Annotated in this window: 16 protein-coding genes; 9 read left to right on the plus strand and 7 right to left on the minus strand. The window is 64.0% G+C overall.

Annotated features, from left to right (window positions below; translation table 11 throughout):
- The first annotated feature begins 1 nt into the window (after position 1).
- Positions 2 to 811, plus strand: coding sequence for an SDR family oxidoreductase (locus J2T07_RS02420; RefSeq protein WP_306846975.1), 810 nt, complete (start codon positions 2 to 4; stop codon positions 809 to 811).
- A complete protein-coding gene (locus J2T07_RS02425) occupies positions 808 to 1,830 on the plus strand; it encodes a glycosyltransferase family 9 protein (RefSeq protein ID WP_306846976.1) in 1,023 nt (340 codons plus the stop codon). Before J2T07_RS02420 ends, J2T07_RS02425 begins: the two co-directional genes overlap by 4 nt.
- Positions 1,831 to 1,832: 2 nt before the next feature.
- Here the strand turns inward: J2T07_RS02425 and J2T07_RS02430 are convergent, their stop codons facing one another.
- The 5 genes from J2T07_RS02430 to J2T07_RS02450 all read right to left on the minus strand — a co-directional run bounded on the left by J2T07_RS02430 (position 1,833) and on the right by J2T07_RS02450 (position 8,209).
- Positions 1,833 to 2,240, minus strand: a complete 408-nt coding sequence (locus tag J2T07_RS02430; protein WP_306846977.1) for a DUF3606 domain-containing protein — start codon at positions 2,238 to 2,240, stop codon at positions 1,833 to 1,835.
- Between the two features lie 92 nt (positions 2,241 to 2,332).
- On the minus strand, positions 2,333 to 5,569 hold the full coding sequence (locus tag J2T07_RS02435; RefSeq protein WP_306846978.1) for an efflux RND transporter permease subunit: 3,237 nt from the start codon (positions 5,567 to 5,569) through the stop codon (positions 2,333 to 2,335).
- Positions 5,566 to 6,654, minus strand: a complete 1,089-nt coding sequence (locus tag J2T07_RS02440; protein ID WP_306846979.1) for an efflux RND transporter periplasmic adaptor subunit — start codon at positions 6,652 to 6,654, stop codon at positions 5,566 to 5,568. Before J2T07_RS02440 ends, J2T07_RS02435 begins: the two co-directional genes overlap by 4 nt.
- Positions 6,655 to 6,676: 22 nt before the next feature.
- Positions 6,677 to 6,892, minus strand: coding sequence for a YgaP family membrane protein (locus J2T07_RS02445; protein ID WP_306846980.1), 216 nt, complete (start codon positions 6,890 to 6,892; stop codon positions 6,677 to 6,679).
- 27 nt (positions 6,893 to 6,919) lie between these two features.
- Entirely contained in the window at positions 6,920 to 8,209 is a 1,290-nt protein-coding gene (locus tag J2T07_RS02450) for an NAD(P)/FAD-dependent oxidoreductase (RefSeq protein ID WP_306846981.1), read from the minus strand.
- A 164-nt stretch (positions 8,210 to 8,373) separates the two neighbouring features.
- Here J2T07_RS02450 and J2T07_RS02455 point away from each other — a divergent pair, with 164 nt between their 5' ends.
- From J2T07_RS02455 to J2T07_RS02485, 7 genes are all read left to right on the plus strand, one after another.
- On the plus strand, positions 8,374 to 8,700 hold the full coding sequence (locus J2T07_RS02455; protein WP_306846982.1) for an ArsR/SmtB family transcription factor: 327 nt from the start codon (positions 8,374 to 8,376) through the stop codon (positions 8,698 to 8,700).
- 45 nt (positions 8,701 to 8,745) lie between these two features.
- Positions 8,746 to 9,132, plus strand: a complete 387-nt coding sequence (locus J2T07_RS02460) for a DUF302 domain-containing protein (protein ID WP_306846983.1) — start codon at positions 8,746 to 8,748, stop codon at positions 9,130 to 9,132.
- A gap of 13 nt (positions 9,133 to 9,145) precedes the next feature.
- Entirely contained in the window at positions 9,146 to 9,898 is a 753-nt protein-coding gene (locus J2T07_RS02465) for a 4'-phosphopantetheinyl transferase family protein (protein WP_306846984.1), read from the plus strand.
- Positions 9,899 to 9,972: 74 nt separating this feature from the next.
- The gene (locus J2T07_RS02470; RefSeq protein ID WP_306846985.1) at positions 9,973 to 11,895 is read left to right on the plus strand and encodes a glycoside hydrolase family 76 protein; all 1,923 of its coding nucleotides are present in this window, start codon (positions 9,973 to 9,975) and stop codon (positions 11,893 to 11,895) included.
- A gap of 150 nt (positions 11,896 to 12,045) precedes the next feature.
- Positions 12,046 to 13,134, plus strand: coding sequence for a phosphatidylinositol-specific phospholipase C1-like protein (locus J2T07_RS02475; protein WP_306847932.1), 1,089 nt, complete (start codon positions 12,046 to 12,048; stop codon positions 13,132 to 13,134).
- Positions 13,135 to 13,205: 71 nt separating this feature from the next.
- Positions 13,206 to 15,932: a TonB-dependent receptor gene (locus J2T07_RS02480; protein WP_306846986.1), complete on the plus strand. Its 2,727-nt coding sequence runs from the start codon at positions 13,206 to 13,208 to the stop codon at positions 15,930 to 15,932.
- A gap of 39 nt (positions 15,933 to 15,971) precedes the next feature.
- Positions 15,972 to 17,213, plus strand: coding sequence for a histidine-type phosphatase (locus J2T07_RS02485; RefSeq protein ID WP_306846987.1), 1,242 nt, complete (start codon positions 15,972 to 15,974; stop codon positions 17,211 to 17,213).
- Here the strand turns inward: J2T07_RS02485 and arsC are convergent.
- Together arsC and arsH are read right to left on the minus strand one after the other, a co-directional pair.
- On the minus strand, positions 17,200 to 17,598 hold the full coding sequence (gene arsC / locus J2T07_RS02490) for an arsenate reductase (glutaredoxin) (RefSeq protein WP_306846988.1): 399 nt from the start codon (positions 17,596 to 17,598) through the stop codon (positions 17,200 to 17,202). The two genes, J2T07_RS02485 and arsC, sit on opposite strands and share 14 nt — an antisense overlap.
- A 2-nt stretch (positions 17,599 to 17,600) precedes the next feature.
- Positions 17,601 to 18,308, minus strand: a complete 708-nt coding sequence (gene arsH, locus J2T07_RS02495) for an arsenical resistance protein ArsH (protein WP_430539300.1) — start codon at positions 18,306 to 18,308, stop codon at positions 17,601 to 17,603.
- Positions 18,309 to 18,379 lie beyond the last annotated feature (71 nt).

An 18,379-nucleotide genomic window follows, 5' to 3' on the forward strand; every position in this document is an offset into this window, starting at 1 on the left:
CATGAGCCTCGACCTTCGCTCGCAACGTATCCTCCTTACCGGCGCCGCCGGCGGCATCGGCCGCGAATTGGCCGAGGCGCTCGCCGCAAGAGGCGCACGGCTGGGCCTGCTCGGGCGCACCGACGCGTCTGTCGCCAGCCTCGATCATCTCGTCGCCACGCAGCGGATGGACGCCATCGTCATCCAGGCCGACCTGACCGACGCATCGGCGCGTCGCGCCGCGGTGTGGCGCATGGTCCAGGCCTACGGTGGCCTGGACGTACTCATCAACCTGGCCGGCGTCCTGGACTTCCGCTTCTTCGACGAGGCAGATGCCAGCGCGATCACCCGTGCGCTGCAAGTCAACATCGAAGCGCCCATGCAAATGGCGCGCGAGGTGTTGCCTGCCATGCTGGGCCGGGGCTCGGGGCGGATCGTCAACGTGGGTTCCACCTTCGGAAGCATCGGCTATCCCGGCTTCGCCGCCTATTCAGCCAGCAAGTTCGCCCTGCGCGGCTTCTCGCAGGCGTTGCGCCGCGAATTGCACGGTACGGGCGTAGGGGTCACCTATGTGGCTCCCCGGGCCGTCCGCACGGCCTTCAATCCTCCCGCCGTGCACCTCATGGCCGAACGCAAACTCATGCACATGGACGAGCCTTCGTGGGTGGCGACACGCATCGTGCATGCCATCGAACACGAGCGGAACGAAGCCTATCTTGGCTTTCCCGAAAGCCTGTTCGCACGCCTCAACGGTGTGTTCCCCTCACTGGTCGACGGTGCGCTGAAGAAGGTCTTGCCGGATCTGTCCCACCACGCGCGGAGCACCCCGTGACCGCGCCGGATCCCACCATTGGCCACGGGATCTACCGGATCCTCGTCTGCCGCCCCAACCATCGGCTGGGCAATACGCTGCTCCTGACACCGCTCATCACCGAACTCCAGGCGCTGTACAGGGGAGCGGAGATCGACATCGTCAGCGAGGGGGATATCGCGCACGATGTGTTCAAGGGCTGCTTCAACGTGAGGCAGGTGTTTTGCCTGCCGCGCCGCGGCTTCAAACACCCGATCGCGTTCCTCCGGATGATCCTTCGCATCAGGCGCACGCGTTACGACCTGGTGGTGGACCCGAGCGTGCACTCGGGCTTCGCCCGGGCGCTGACACGGATCTTTCGGGGGCGGTACAAACTGGGCTTCAGCGATACGCCGACGAAAGCGCTCACGCATGCCGCGCCCAAGGCGGTGGCGGGACGGCACATGGCGAAGCGACCGGTGAACCTGGTCCGCTGGGCCTCGGGGATCGACTCCACCGCGCCCAACCGCTATCCGCCCCTGGCGATACACCTCAACGACGACGAGCACGCGGAGGGCTGGAGCGCCCTCACGGCGCTGACCGCCCACCCCCACGGTATCCAGGGGAGTCTCCGCATCGGCATTTTCGGCAACGCGACCGGTGCCAAGCGTTACACCACGGAATGGTGGGCCGACTTCATGGCGACCCTGTGTGCAGCCCACCCCACCGCGTCGATCCTGGAGATCATTCCCGCGCATGGACATTCCATGCTGCGTGAAACGTGGCCGGGCTATTACTCGTCGGACATCCGTCGGATGGCGGCGGTGCTGGCCGGGCTGGACCTGTTCATCACCGCCGACTGCGGCGTCATGCACCTGGGCGTCGCCGCGGGCGTTCCTACCATCGGCTTGTTCCAGGTCACCGCCCTGGACGTCTACACCCCTTATGGGGGGCACAACACCGGCATGTATACCGGCGAATACCCGGGAAGCGATGTGGCGCGACGCGTCCTGGCCATGATGGAGACGACGCGTGCCCATCGTCACGCCGCGATGGCATGACCTCAACCGACGACACGCATCCAGGTTCCAGTGATCTTTTCCTGGAGAACTTCGACGGCGCGGCCGGATCCGCGAAGATCCCGCGCGCGTTCGAGCGCGAATTGCACCGCCGCTCCCTCCGACGCAAAGGTCTGCTGGCCTGCTCCAGGCAACAGGACCCACCAGTCACGATGATTGATCGATGGGTAGAAGACGAATACCCGCAGGGTCTTCAGCGTCTCGTTGACCAGGCGTTTTCGCCGGAGTTCGGCACGGACCTCGCTCGACTGGGTTCCGACCTGCATGACCGCCGCGCGCAAACGATCTTCGGAAACCCCCAGGTTTCGAGTCCAGAAACGGATGTCCCCGGGAAAGGACACATCCACCTGCGTGGCATCCTGGGGTGCGTACGGCAATTTCGATGCGTGCATGGCGGGCATTTCTCCAAACATCGATGTTTGGCACATCGGAGGTTACGGGCACGTGACCTGAACCATGTTCCGGACGCATCCACCAGCCACGGTCAAGGCGCCGGTTGGGCGGGTACGCGAAGTGCGCGACTCGATAACCAGGCGTAGTACAGGATCGGAATGACCAGCAGGGTCAATACCGTGGAAACCAGGATGCCGAAAATCAGGGAAACGGCCAGCCCCTGGAATATGGGGTCGTCGATGATGAAGAACCCACCGACCATCGCCGCCAGCCCGGTCAGCACGATGGGTTTGGCGCGCACCGAAGCCGCCTCGACCACGGCCTCCGCCAGCGGCTTGCCGCCTGCGATGGCGTGATTGATGAAGTCGATGAGCAGAATCGAGTTTCGTACGATGATGCCGGCAAGGGCGATCATGCCGATCATCGACGTGGCCGTGTACTGCGCACCCACCAGTGCATGGCCTGGCATCACCCCGATGACCGTCAAGGGGATCGGGGCCATGATGATCAGGGGCACGACATAGCTCTTGAACTGGCCGACGACCAGGAGATAGATAAGCGTGAGGCCAACGGAATAGGCCAGGCCCATGTCACGGAACGTTTCGTACGTGATCTGCCATTCGCCGTCCCATTTCACGGTTATTCCCGATGTATCTTTCGGCTGCGAGATGAATTGCTGGCCGACGGCCTCCCCTGCCACTCGATGCTGCTTGAGGGTGTTCACCAGGGAGAACATGCCGTACAACGGACTGTCCATCGCGCCCGCGTCGTCGCCCACCACGTAAGCGTAAGGTAGTAAATCCTTGTGGTAGCGCGCGTTTTCCCAAGGCGCCTCGATAACGTCGACCACTTCGGAAAGCGGTATCAGCGCACCGCCCTGGGCACGCACGCGCAGCGCGAGCAACTGCTCCATGGAGGCCTGGTCGCCTGGTGGCAAACGCAAGCGTACGGGGACGGCATACTTGGCGTGACCGTCCATGACGAACGTGGCGTCGTCTCCGGATAGTGCGGTTCGAACGGCCTGTGCGACGACAGCCTGCGTCACCCCCAGTTTGGCGGCACGGTCGCGATCGACCACGACGACCTCCCGCGGCGCATCGGCCTCCACGCTGGAATCGATATCCACGATGTCGCTATTGGCATGAAACAGCCCTTCCAGGCCCTTGGCTACCCGGCTCACGACCTCTTCATCGGGGCCATATACCTCGGCGACGATGGGGGCCAACACCGGAGGACCGGGCGGTACCTCCACGACCTTCACCGATGCCCCGTAGCGCGCGCCGATCTTCGCCAGTTCCGGCCGGATGGCCAGGACGATGGCGTGGCTCTGGCGATGGCGGTCCGCCTTGTCCACCAGGTTCACCTGCAAGTCGCCCACGACCGCACCATGGCGCAAGTAGTACTGGCGGACGAGGCCGTTGAACGTGATGGGGGCCGAAATCCCCGCGTATCCTTGCCAGTTCTTCACCTCGGGAACCTTCGCTATCGCCCGCGCCAATTCGCCCAGCAGGCGGTTGGTCCGTTCGACGGTGCTGCCCTCGGGCATGTCGAGCACGACCTGGAATTCCGACTTGTTGTCGAAAGGCAACATCTTCAGGACCACGGCGTTCACGGCGACGAATCCCACGGCCACCAACACGAGCAGCGCCATGGAGCCAAACAGCCATGTCCGGTGGCGACGCGAAGCGTGGCCCTGGATGAAAGGAGACATCAGCCAGCTGAAGATGCGGTGCAGCCGCCCCGACGCCGGCATCGTATGGCCCGGCCGCCCGGGGTCTTCGGCGCCATGGCGAAGCAAGCGCAGTGACAACCATGGCGTGAGGACGAGCGCCACCACCAGCGACAGGAGCATGCCGGCCGAGGCGTTGATCGGGATCGGACGCATGTATGGCCCCATGAGTCCCGATACGAAAGCCATGGGCAGGAGCGCGGCGATCACGGTGAACGTGGCGAGAATGGTCGGTCCACCCACTTCGCTGACCGCTGCCGGGATCGCCTCTCGCAAGGTCTGTCCACCCAGGGTCATGTGGCGATGGATGTTCTCCACGACCACGATGGCATCGTCCACCAGGATGCCGATGCAGAAGATCAATGCAAACAGCGAGACGCGATTGATGGTGAAACCCATCGCCCATGACGCGAACAGGGTGAGCATCAAGGTGATGATGACCGCCGTACCCACCACGAGGGCCTCGCGCCAGCCGAGCGCCAGCCATACCAGCACCACCACCGAAAACGTGGCGAAGATCAATTTGTGGATCAGCTTGTCGGCCTTGTCGGTGGCGGTCTGCCCGTAGTCGCGGGTAACGGTCACGTGGACATCGCCAGGAATCAGTACGTTTCGCAAGCGCTCGAGACGCGTCGCTACCTCCGAGGTGATGTCGGCGGCGTTGGCGCCGGGCTTCTTGGCGATGGCGAGCGTTACGGCCGGTGCCGAGCCGGTCGCTGGCCCGGGCTTGCCTGCGGGCGCACCGAACCAGGCATAAGTAGCCGGCACATCGCTGCCTTGGTGGATACGCGCCACATCGGACAGAAATACGGGTTGGCCGTCCTTCAAGCCGATGACCAGCCGTGAAACCTCCCCCGAATCGACCAGGAAGGTTCCGGCGGTGACGGGGGTATCCCGATCGTGCGCGATCCGTTCGCCGGCCTGCATGACGACGTTGGACATCTTCAACGCACCCGACAAGTCACCCAGCGCCATGCCGTAGGAGGCAAGCTTTGCCGCGTCCAGTTCCACCACGACGGCCCTGTCCGGCGCACCGATGGTGTAGACATCGCGAGTTCCCGGCACACGCTTCAGCTCGGTTTCCAGGGCATGCGCCACCTCCGCGAGGCGGGTGGGATCCTCGCCTGCCCGATCGCTCCATAGCGTGAGCGCCATCACCGGAACGTCGTCGATTCCCATCGGCCGGATCAGTGGCGGACCCACGCCCAGGTTGGCCGGCACGAAATCCTGATTCTGGAAGACCTGGTTGTACAGTCGAACAATGGCTGTCTGGCGCGGCACACCCACCTGGAATTCCACGGTGATGATGGCCATGCCTGGCCGGCTCACCGAATACACGTGCTTGATGCCCTCGATCTCCGAGAGCTTCTGTTCCAGCGGAAACGCGACCAGGTTCTCGACGTCGCGAACGTCCGCGCCGGGAAAAGGCACCATGACGTTGGCCATGGTCACGTCGATCTGGGGCTCCTCCTCCCTGGGTGTGATGAGCATCGCCGCCAGGCCGAGCAGAAACGCCGCCAGCGCCAGGACGGGTGTCAACGGCGACATCTGGAAGGCCCGGGCGATACGGCCGGAGAGACCCAACTTCGGATCGTTCATTTGCCGCTGCCCTGGCGACGATCGATCAACCAGCGCGCCGCCGCCGATGGGTCCAGGACAATCCGTTCGCCGCCATCCACCCCGGAAAGCAGTTCGACCCGATCGCCATACCGCTCGCCCACCCTCACCTGGCGCAAGGACACGCTGGCGCCACTGATCACATACACCCCCTGGAGCTCGCCGTGGCGAACGAGCGCGCCGGCCGGGACCATCAGGCGACGGGTCTGGCCGGTGGCAAAAGCCACCTTCACCGTCATGCCCGGATACAGCCCCGTGTTTTCGCCAGGCAGTTCGGCACGAACCGTGAATGAATGCGTACCTGGGTCCGCATAGGGAAGAACGACGACCCTGCTCGCCGCCACGCGGCGCGGCGGTTCGCCGTCCAGGAGGATATCCGCGGCGTGGTAAGTGCGGATCGCGCCGACTGAACTCTGCGGCACCTGCACGGTGACGCGCAGGTCCTTGAGCGATGCGAGTGCGATGAGTTGTTGTGGCGCGGGCGGACCTGCCTGCACCGATTCACCCACCTGCACGAAGCGACGCGTGATAACGCCCGCATAGGGTGCCCGCACCACGGTGTAGTCCTCTTGCATGCCGACCTGGCGGGACGTCGCCTCGGCCGCCGCCAGGGCCGCTTGCGCACTGTCGCGCTGGGCGAGCGCCTGGTCCCGTTCCGCCCTGGCGACAACGCCCTTCGCCGCGAGAGCGGCGATGCGGTCGTAATTGACCTTCGCGTTCACATAGGCCGCGCGGGTCGATGCGATCTGGGCCTTCGCGGCTCGCGACGCGGACGTCTGCTCGACACGGCTGAAACGCACGAGCACATCCCCCTCGGAAACGACGTCGTTGACGTCATAGGGAAGCTCGACGACACGGGCGGTGGTCTGGGCGGAGAGGATCGCCGAGTTCACGGCTTCGACCGTTCCATCCCAGACTTGCTGCCGCGCCCCTGTCTCCGCACTCACCACCATGGATGCCAATCGCGGTGGCTCCGGTTCACGCGGTGGCACCGCGGGCTGCCCACACGCCGTGACGACCATGGCCAGCAACAGCGGCAACGTCGACCTGCTCTTGAAACGATCCATCGTCAATACCCGGGGCAATCGATCATGCGGCTCGACCGGGGAAAGCGCTGCCGGGGCGCACGCCCAGTCGCGCCAAGATCCTGGCCAGCGGGCAAAAGCCGGAGAACGACGCCTGCAGCAGATTCGCCCCGACGAACAAGGCAAGCAGCAGCCACCACGGCGACACCAGGTACGTCAGGGCGACGGAAAGCAACACCATCGCGCCGGCGAAAGCCAGGACGATGCGATCGATGTTCATGGCAAGCACCTCTTATCGATGAAAGAATCACTTTGCCGACCGCTCGCCCTTGAGCGGTCGGATACCCAGCAGCTTCAGGACGTAGGTCTCGATGACGGGATGGGTGTTTCCCGTCCGGACCTTGCTGAGGAAATACTTTTCGAAGGCGGCCTTGGCGAGGCGAACCCATTTGCCTTCCTTGATCCACACGACGTTTCTCGGAGGCATCTGAGGCAGGGCCACGAATGCCACGCCCGTATCTCCCATGTCGGCCAGGCAGACGGCATTCCATGTCGCCTCCGCTTCCGCGGGCCGGCCATCGATGGCCGACTTGATGTTCTCGACGATGGCGCCGACCATCGACTCGATCATGAATCCTGTTTTTGGAGCGCCCGTGGGCACCGGCGTAACCTCCACGGGCGGAATCGCGACGCAAACGCCCGCGGCGAATATCTGCGGGAACGTGGGGTTGCGCTGATGCTTGTCGATGACGACGAAGCCTCGCGGATTGGTCAAGCCTTCCACTCCGCGCAACGCAGGCACGCCCGTGAAGGCGGGAATGAACATGGCGTAGGAGTGCGGCAATTCGTGGCTTCGGTGAACATGACCCGCGTCGTCCAGCTGATCGACCCTGATCATGCCGGCGTCGATGGAAGTGACTTTCGCATTGGTTATCCAGCGGATGTCCCGCTTACGTAGCGCCGCCTCCAGCATGCCCTTGGAATCGCCTACCCCGCCCAGTCCCATGTGGCCAATGTAGGGTTCGGCGGTTACGAAGGTCAGGGGAACGAGGTGCCGCAGCTTGCGCCGGCGCAGGTCGGCGTCGACGATCATGGCGAACTCATAGGCCGGGCCATAGCAACTGGCTCCCTGCACGGCGCCGACGACCATGGGGCCGGGATGGCTCAGGAACGCCTCATAGGCCTCCCAGGCATGCTCCGCATGCGGCCCGGTACAGATGGATTGGGTGAACCCGCCATCGGGCCCGAGACCCGTCACTTCATCGAATGCAAGGCGTGGTCCCGAGGTGATGACCAGATAGTCGTAATCGATGACTCCGCCGTCGACCAGGACCAGCCGCTTGTCGCTCGCCTGTATGGATTGCGCCGGGACCGGCGTGAACGCGATGCCGTGCTTCCCGAGCGGATCATCCAGGGCGACCCGTATCTGCTCCGGCTTTCGCCACCCCACCGCGATCCACGGATTGGAAGGTGTGAAATTGAAGTAAGGCCCATCACCGACCACGGTAACCCGATGATCCTTGCCCAAGGCTGCCCGGAGATCGTAAGCCGCCGCGACACCGCCCAGACCCGCACCAAGAACGACGACGTGTGCCATGAGTTCATGCCTCCTACGGCCATGGTTGAAGCGTGGAATCCCCGGGCAGGCCACCTGGTGACGGCGATCAAGCAATAAGTACATTAGTAATATCTAATGTAGATCTACCTTAATTAGATATTTGTGCTAATGTCAAGCGTACCGATGACGCAGATGGAGCCGTCATGACGCCGGCCAACAATCTGGTGGACATGCGAGAACGCGCCGAGGACGCTTCTCAATTGCTCAAGGCCCTGGGTAACGCCCAGCGCCTGCGCATGCTTTGCCTGCTGGTGGAGGGCGAGATGTCGGTAGGCGAGATCAATGAACAGTTGAGCGACCTGAGCCAGTCGGCGCTTTCGCAGCATCTGGCCAGGTTGCGCAAAGAGGGCCTGGTCACCACCCGCCGGGAGTCGCAGACCGTCAAGTACCAGTTGGCTCCCGGCCCGGCGGAACGCCTCATTGAAACGCTCCACGGCATCTACTGCGCGAAACCGGGCAAATCCCGCTAGCGTCGTCACAGCCAAGAGGTTCTTGCCACCCACCCGGAGACGACCATGAGCTACTACTTTGCGAAGAAGCTCGATCTTGATTTCGAGCAAGCCATCCAGCGTGTCACCGAGGCGCTCAAGGCGGAGGGTTTCGGCATCATCTCGACCATCGATGTCCAGGACACGCTGAAGAAAAAGATCGATGTCGATTTTCGTCCGTACCGCATCCTTGGCGCGTGCAACCCCCGGCTTGCGTACGAAGCGCTTTCCATCGAGGACAAGGTGGGCACCATGCTCCCCTGCAATGTCGTGGTGCAGGCGATGGACGATGGAACCACCGAAGTAGCCGCCATCGATCCGGTGGCATCGATGCAAGCCATCGCCAATCCCCGGCTCGAGGCCACGGCGGGCGGCGTTCGCGACAAGCTCAAGAAGGTCGTCGATTCGCTTTGAGCACAGGAACGCCATGCTGCCGCTGACGCCCCTCGATCCTGCGCTTTCCGCCTCCATGGCCCAGGCCACCGCCTGCGCCGGCGAGCACTTCACCCTGCCCCTGCCCTCGGGCGGCTTGGGGCACGGCGTCTTGCTGCGCTTCGATGCGGCCCTCTTCCACGCCGGTCTTTTCGCGGCGAACGGCATCGCCATGCCCGACTCGGTCGCGCGTAGCGTCGTCAAACGGCAAGCGGATTTTTTCCACGGCCGGCTGGCGGCCAAGCTCGCCTTGCGAACCATGGGTATCGAAGACGACGCCTCCATCGGGATCGGTGACCAGCGTGAACCGCTGTGGCCGTCCGCCATCGCCGGCAGCATCTCGCATACGCACGGCATGGCGGGTGCCGTGGTCGCGCCTTCGGGTGCGATACGAGGCATCGGCCTGGACATCGAACACGTCGTCACCACCGACGCCGAGGCCGCGTTGCGAGGCCCGGTCGTCGACGCGGGCGAACAGGCCGTGCTCGACACGTTGTTCGCAGACGACCCCTTGCTTGGCCTGACGATCGCTTTCTCGGCCAAGGAATCCTTGTACAAGGCGCTATTCCCGCAGGTGGGCCGCTTCTTCGACTTCGATGCCGCCGTCGTCCAATACGTGGACACCGCCGCGCGTACCGTCCGGCTCGTGCTGAAGTCCACGCTCGCCCCGGGACTGCGGGGCGGCACCTGCCTCCAGGTTCGCTACGACGTCATCTTCCCGCGCCTTGTCATGACGCATTTCGCTTGACCTGGTTATCAATTTCGAAGGGATGGCTCTGCGACACTTCGGTCAGGGGGTAACCATGAGGAGCGCTTCTGACCATGAAACCCGTGATCGACGCCGTACGCGTGCACGTTCGGACATTGCTGGCCGTAGCCGCGTTGACGGTGATGGCCGCATCTTCTCCCACGGCGGTGACAGCGGCACCCGCCCAGCCAACAAGCAAGCGAGCCGACGGTTCCACGGCCGTAGCCCGTGCCCGGGTGGCGGCGGACGTACTCATGGGTTCCTACGACCCCGGAAAAGCGTGGTTTCCCTCGAGCTGGTGGAACTCCGCGGTCGCCCTGCAGACCATCGGCGACTACATGCAACGCACGGGCGACCGCCGCTATATCGGCCCGTTGGACAACACCTTCGAGAAAGACAAGGGCGTGTTCCCCGCAGGCGTCTTGTCGGGGGATCCGTTGCTGGGGAATTTCACCAGCCGGGCCATCGACGACTCCGAATGGTGGGGCCTTACCTGGCTGCAGGCCTATGACCTGACGGGCGACCCGAAGTACCTGGACATGGCGGTCACCATCGCGAACTACGTCGATGGCTACTGGGACACGAGCACATGTGGGGGCGGCGTCTGGTGGGATGGCGAGCGCACCTATAAGAACGCCGTCACCAATGGCTTGTGGATCCGTCTGACCGCCGAACTGCACAACCGCATCCCCGGCGACACGGTGTGGCTGGCACGGTCGCGTACCGCCTGGACGTGGTTCCAGGGCAGCGGCATGGTCAACGCCGACGGCCTGGTCAACGACGGCCTCACCAACGCCTGCACCAACAACGGCCAGACCGTGTGGAGCTACAACCAGGGCCTGGCGATCGGTGCGGGGCTGGAACTGTGGCGCGCCACCAGGGACCCGCAGATCCTGACGACGGTTCGTCGTCTGGCGGACGCCGCCATCGGTCCGAATGCACTGGTTACCGAGGGCATCCTGACGGAACGCTGCGACGCCACCGACCAGACCTGCGACGACAACGGCAAGCAGTTCAAGGGCATCTTCATGCGTTACTGGACCGACCTCGCCGACACCACCCACGATGCCCGCTATGCGGCGTTCGCCAGCCAGCAAGCCGAGAGCATCTGGAGCAACGACCGCGATGCCGCCGGCCGCCTGGGCACCCGCTGGTCCGGCGCCACCAGCGACGACCACCCCAACGTGTTCGACTGGCGTACCCAGGCCAGCGCGCTAAGCGCCTTGACCGGGGTCATACCGATTCCGACGCCCTCGGCATCGCTGGCGGCGACCCTTTCACCAGCGCAACCGGTCGTCATGCCGGCCGCCTCGGGTACCACCACGTTGCCCATCGATCTCGGCGTGTCGGCCACCGGCTTCTTCCCGCTCACGACCCTTGTCTCCGTGGATACGCCGGCCGGATGGAGCGCATCACCATCGGGCACCCTCATGCGACTGCAGCCGCACGGCAACGCGACCCCGGTCGAAGCCAGCCGCGCGCTGCGAATCACGGTACCGGGCTCGACACCCGACGGTCACCACAGGATGACGGCCAACGTCATGGCGGCCGGCCTGCATTTCACTACACAGGCTGACGTACTGATCGCTCACGCCATCGACTTCGACACGGGCACCGTCGATGAAAATCCGTGGCTGTTCGACGCCGGTGGCTCCCAAAGCAACGGCGTGCAGAACCGCTTCGCCGACGGTGGTGCACACTTCACCTATCGTTTCCCGCTCCCTGCCGACACCACCTCGGCTCAGGTGATCCTCACCATCGACGCGGAGTTCCTGGTGCAGGTCAGCGTCGACAACGAACACTGGACGACGGTGCTGCGAGAGGACCGGCCCATCACCGATGGATCGAACAAGGCCGACCGCATCATCGACCTGACACCGTACCTCACCACGTCGGCCGATGGATCCAAACCCGTGTATCTACGGGTCTCGGATTCGTTTCCCGATGACGGATGGGGCGGCCGCGTCTACCACGTCAAGGCGAACATCACCGAATAACCGGGCGATCCCTCCGCCCCCGGTCACGCGGGGACGGAGGGGTCTGCCGGTCATAGTGTCTTGGCCGCTTCATCGAACGGTAAGACTACACCGATAACGTGCAATCCATGGTTTAGATCGATTGAATCGATGGGGAGCACCGTCTTGAAAATGGCATGCCTTGCCGCCGCACTCCTGCCCTGCATGTCCTTCGCGGCGCCGGTGACACGCATCAACGACGTGCAGTACATCGGCAGCCATAACAGCTACCACGCCGGCCTGGCCACGGGCGAGGCGGAGGTCTGGCGTCGGGTCGATCCGGCGACCTACGCCATCCTCGCCTACTCCCATCCGACGTTGACCCGCCAACTCGACGACGGCGTACGGCAGTTCGAACTGGATATATACGGAGATGCGCACGGCGGCCGCTATGCGAAGCCAGCGGTGGTGGCACAGGTCGCCGCGGCTGGCCTCGTGGCGGATGCGCCTTTCGCCGATCCCACCGTGATGGCCGCGCCGGGGTTCAAGGTCATGCACATCCAGGACCTGGACCAGCGCAGTACATGCCAGCCACTGCAAGCCTGCCTTCGGGAATTGCTTGCGTGGTCCAGCGCGCATCCGCGGCACCTTCCGATTTTCGTCCTGCTCGAAACGGAGGAGACGCCGCTTCACCTGTCCTTCCCCACCGTGGTGCCGGAGCCGTTCGATATCGACGCCATGGACCGGTTGGATGCGGAGATCCGGAACGTCTTTCCCCGTTCGGCGTACATCGCGCCAGACGATGTTCGTGGCAATCACGCGTCCCTCAATGACGCCGTGCGCCACGGCGGGTGGCCTTCGCTGGACTCGGCACGGGGTAAATTCGTTTTCCTGCTCGACCAGCATTCGGTCAGCAAGGCCTACCTGACGGGCCATCCCTCCTTGCGCGGCCGCGTGATGTTCACCCATGCCACGCCTGGCGAAGACGACGCCGCGTTCCTCGAATTCAACGACGGGCCGCCCGACGAAATCGCGCGGCGTGTGCGCGAAGGCTACCTGGTACGCACGCGTACCGACGCCAACCTGAAGGAGGCGCTGCGCAACGACGTGCAACGCAGGGACGCGATGTTCGCCAGCGGGGCCCAGTTGCTCAGCACCGACTTCCCCGCGCACGAACCGGCATCCAACGGTTACGTCGTCGCCTTCCCTGGCGGCGTGACCGCCCGCTGCAATCCCCTGAGACCCCGCGACACCTGCACCCCCGCAGAGCTGACACCCTGACCCGTGAACGGGCCACCGCTGTGGCCCGCCCCTCCTTCGCACTCCCCTCCTTCGCACTCCCCAAGGCCCCCATGCGCTCGACGCTTCCGCACGCCCTGCTCTCGCTCTCCATCACCCTGGCGCTCTGCCACGTAACAACGGCCCACGCGGACGACATCGACGCGAAGGTCGAAAAGAAAGTCACGGCGTTGAGTGGCATGAACGTGGATGCCCAGGTTCCCGCGGCCGGTACCGTGGACGAACAACGGTTGTCCGCCGGGGTGACCACGGTCATGAGCAAGCAGGAGATCGATGCCGTGCCCACGGCGAATATCGCCGACGTGCTGTCGCATTTGCCCGGCCTGTCGTCCTATAGCGATATGCACCTGGGACAGGCCGCGACGGGCGAAAGCGAGTACGTCACCATTCGCGGTCTGGATTCGAGTTACAACGCGTACACCCTCAATGGCTTCGCCCTGCCTGAAACGGATTCGTCGACGCGCGCCATCTCACTGAACATGCTCGCACCGTTCGGCATCCAGTCGGTCAAGGTATCGAAAACGCCCACGCCGGACATGCCCGGTGACTCGATCGGTGGGACCATCGACATGCGTACGCCCACGGCCTTCGACTTCGCCGGCGATACTTACGCGAAGTCGACCGCGCAAGGGCGGATGAACGATCTCGCCGGGCATCGCGGCCTTCCCGACAAGGGCGGCATGTTCCAGCAGGAAGTCGCGCACCGGTTCGGAGCGTCGAAGCAATTCGGCATCTATGCCGCCGGCTACTATGGCAAGTACGACAACGCGGCCGAAGCCGTCGCGCCCAATTCCCAGTACACGCCGATCGATCCGCGGCAGGCCAAGGCGACCGACCTGTCGCAGGCCGGCCCGTTGCAGAGTTCGCAGTACAAGTACAGCGTGTATACCAACAGGATCAAGCGATACGGTGGCAACGTCTCGCTCGATTGGAACGGTGAAACGACCTCGCTCTTCGCGCGTGCGCTCTATGGCGCCTACGACGTGCAAGGTGAGCAGAACCAGATGTCCGCACGTAACCAGGGAACCACCCAGGTACTGCGCGGCGGATACTTCAACACGCGCGACATCAAGGAAAAAACGGCGACCCTTCAGTTGGGAGGTAGCAGCGCTGCCGATGCGCTCACGCTGGACTATGGCACGTCGTATGGTGTCGGTTACCGCAACGTCCCGGACCACGTGGAGGCGAGTCTCTACGGCGCGCAAACCCCCGGACAGTTCCAGTTCGACCTGGGCAATCCCACGTTTCCCAGCCTGGCTGGAACGCCTGCCGCGCTGCGCAACTACGTTTACAACCTGTCCACGGACAGCTTCTGGAAAACCCAGGGCGGCGATGCCGGCAGCAAGGACACGCGGATCAACGCCCATGTCGACGGCACCTATGCGTTCAACGACGCGGCCATCGAGAGCCTGAAGTTCGGTGTTGCCGCGGATACCTCGAAGCGAAACGCCTATGACCATCCGTTCACCCATGACGACAACAACTTCGTTTATGGGGGTCCGTTCTTCGGCGGACCGAACTATCCGTCGTCCGCGCCGGGCGGACCCTCACTCGCCGACTTGCCCGGACGTCTCGTCACCCGTCCTTTCGGTGGGCGTTATGCAGGCCCCTTCAAGCTGATCGACCGGCAATGGGTGCTCGATCAGGCCGTGCCGTACAAGTACCTCGACGACCCGAACGGCGCTGGCAATTACACCGCGAACGACTACAACGCCAACACCACGTCGAGCCGTGAAAACATCTTCGCCGGCTACCTGATGGCGACGTTCCGCGTACAAGACCTCACCGTGACACCGGGTGTCCGTTACGAACTGACCGATTACTCGTCGACGGCGTGGCGCTCCAACGGCGATGACGCGACGGGAGCGTTCGTCGGCCAGGGGAGGCGCTATGGGGAACTCCTGCCCGGCATCAATCTCAACTATCGGCCCGACGAGCTGACGGTCTATCGTGCCTCGCTACGGCGGAGTTTCAGCCGTCCGGCGTTCGGGCTCATTTCGGGCCAGACGACCTATTCCATCGACGATATCAGCGGGCAGGTGGTTGGCATTTCCGAGCCCAATCCGGACCTGCGCCCCACCACGGCCGACAACCTGGACCTGTCCGCGGAGTTCTATGACAGGACCGGTGGATTGCTCACCGCCTCGGCGTACTACAAGCGACTGAGCGATTTCATCTATACCTCGCAGTCGTCCACCGGCAACGACAGCACCCTGGGAGGCAATGTCCCTACCGGCACGGTGCTGACGGGCGGCGTACCCGTGAGCATGCCGGAGAACGGTGGCGATGCGAAAATCTACGGTGTGGAAGTGGCTCTGCGTAAGCAATTCGTCACCCTGCCCGGCATCTGGAGCCATCTCGGTGTCGCGGGCAATCTGACCGTCCAGCACAGTTCCGCGCATAGCGGACGCGAGGATCATCCGGGTAGCACCTGGCTACCCCGCGCGCCGGAACGCATGTATAACGCCGACCTGTTCTACCACGACGACCGGTTGCATGCCGACCTGATCTACAACTACACGGGCCTGCAGCTAATCGGCTTGAACGGCAACGGCCTGGACTATTACCTGCAGCCGATGAAGACGCTCGACTTCTCGGCCACCTACGACCTGCCCTACGGCATCGGCGTCGGCATCTCGGTGAAGAACCTGCTCGACCACGCCACGTTCCACGAGACCTCCGGCAAATCCAGGCGCTATCTGGCGTACGATCCCGGTGCCGATGGGGCGTATGTCGAAACGGGCCGCGTGTACATGGTCAATCTGAGCTACACGTTCTGACCGATGGGAATCCTGTCTAAACGCGAGGTTCTCCGTTGGATGCGCCATCTCATGGCGGTGCTGGCATTCGTCGCCGTGTCGCCGCCGGCTTTCGCCGCCGATGACCTGGAGTTGGAGCAGGTCATCCTGGTCTACCGGCATGGCGTCCGCTCGCCACTCCCCGGCGAGATCCAGGTCGACGAAATACATGGACGGGCATGGCCGGCGTGGCCCGTACCGCCTTCGGTACTTACGCCACATGGGCGGGACGGCGTCATGGCGATGGGACGCTTCGACCGCCAATGGTTGTCCGGCGCCGGCCTGTTTCCGCCGCAGGGTTGTCCCGTGGCCGGTAGCGTCGGCATCTGGGCAAATACCGACCAGCGGACCATCGCCAGCGCACAGGCACTCGCGGACGCGTTCGCGCCGGGTTGCGGCGTGCCGGTCGGGCATCTGCCCGAAGGCGCCAATGATCCGGTGTTCAATCCCGTGGCTTCGAACGCGGTTGATTGGGACGGTCATGCGGCCCTTGCCGCGATACAGCACGAGACGAAAGGGCCCGATGCCCTCACCGCCCGGCATCGCGATGCGATGTCCGCCTTCGGCCGCGTCATGGGTTGCGTCGCGGGCGACGGGCAACCTGCCTGCGCTCCGGCGAGATGGCACGGAACGCTCGCACTTGGCACCGATGGCAAAGGCATCGCGCTGGGCGGCCCCATCGCCGACACCTCCGGTACGTCGGAAGTCATCATCATGGCTTACCTCGAAGGGAAATCGATGGCCGAGGTCGGCTGGGGGCGCGTCGACGCGGCGACCTTTCGCTTCCTGTCGCAGCTGCACTCGCTGCTGTTCGACGTGCATGCCCGGCCCTCGTACGTGGCCGACCGTGTCGCGGCCGTCCTGGCTGGCCGCATCGTCGCCATTCTCGATGACCCGCACGCGCCGCGGCTGAACGTGTTCGTAGGTAGTGACAACAACATCGTCGCACTGGCAAGCGTGCTAGGCATGCACTTCGAGATGCCGGGCTATGGAAAGGACGATCCGCCGGTGGGCGGCGCGCTAGGCATCACCGTGTGGCGTTCGCGCGGCGACGGGCATCGCACCGTCCGTGTGGTGTACCAGGCACAGACACCGGACCAGTTGCGCTACCTGATGCCACTGACGAAGGACAAGCCGCCAGCGCAGCGGTCCCTCGTTCCGTTCGCGTGTCGCGTTTCTCCCTCGCGCTGCGACCTCGACAAAGTGCTGGACGAGCTCCGCCGGTCCGCTTCACATGTAACTGGTGCAGCTACACGCCGATGATCTCGCCATCCTCCTTCGTGAACGGCGTCGCCAGCGGCGGAATGATCTCCAGCACCACTTCCGACGGACGGCACAAGCGCGTGCCACGCTCCGTCACCACGAAGGGCCGGTTGATCAGGATCGGGTGGACGAGCATGGCGTCGACGATGGCTTCGTCGCTCACGGCGGGATCGCCCAGGCCGAGTTCCTCGAACGGGGTGCCCTTCTGCCTTGCCGCCTGTCGCGCCGTAAGCCCGGCATCGGCGAACAGGCGCAACAGCGTGTCCCTGTCCGGCGGATTCTTCAGGTACTCGATGACGGTGGGTTCAAAACCCGCGTGGCGCAAGATGGCCAACGTGTTACGCGACGTGCCACAGGCGGGATTGTGATAGATGGTGGCGTGCATGATCAGATCCTCGAGACGATGGCTTGCGCCGCGGCGGCGGCGCCCTTGCGTTCGCTGTAGCGGTCGACAAGATACTCGCTGCGGCCACGGACCAGGAGCGTGAATTTCATCAGCTCCTCCATCACGTCGACCACGCGGTCGTAGAACGGCGACGGTTTCATCCTTCCCGCATCGTCGAATTCCGTCCAGGCCTTGGCGACCGAGGACTGGTTCGGGATGGTGACCATCCGCATCCAGCGGCCGAGCACGCGCAGCGCGTTGACGACGTTGAACGACTGCGATCCTCCGCAGACCTGCATGACCGCCAGGGTACGGCCCTGCGTAGGACGCACGCTGCCGTCTTCCAGCGGCAGCCAGTCGATCTGGTTCTTGAATACGCCGGTCATCGTGCCGTGCCGTTCGGGACTGACCCATACCTGCCCTTCCGACCACAGCGACAAGGTGCGCAATTCCTGCACTTTCGGATGCGTGGCCGGCACGCTGTCGAGGATGGGAAGTTCCGCCGGATCGAAGACGCGGGTCTCGGCGCCAAGGTGGCGAAGGATGCGCTCCGCTTCGAGGGCGAGCTTCCGGCTGAAGGACTGCGGCCGCAACGATCCGTAGAGAAGCAGTATCCGCGGCGGATGACCGCCATCGCCTTCGACGGTCAGTCGCTCCCACTCGGGGTGCGGCAGGTCGCCGGTCAGGTGGGGAAGATCGACAGGGGACACGATAGCTCCGTAGGGTTGCGTAACCATAACAATTCTATCATTCTAGAAACGTAGAAACAAAGTAAAGACCC

Origin of the sequence: Luteibacter jiangsuensis (assembly GCF_030812295.1) — a bacterium.
GTDB classification, from domain to species: domain Bacteria; phylum Pseudomonadota; class Gammaproteobacteria; order Xanthomonadales; family Rhodanobacteraceae; genus Luteibacter; species Luteibacter jiangsuensis_A.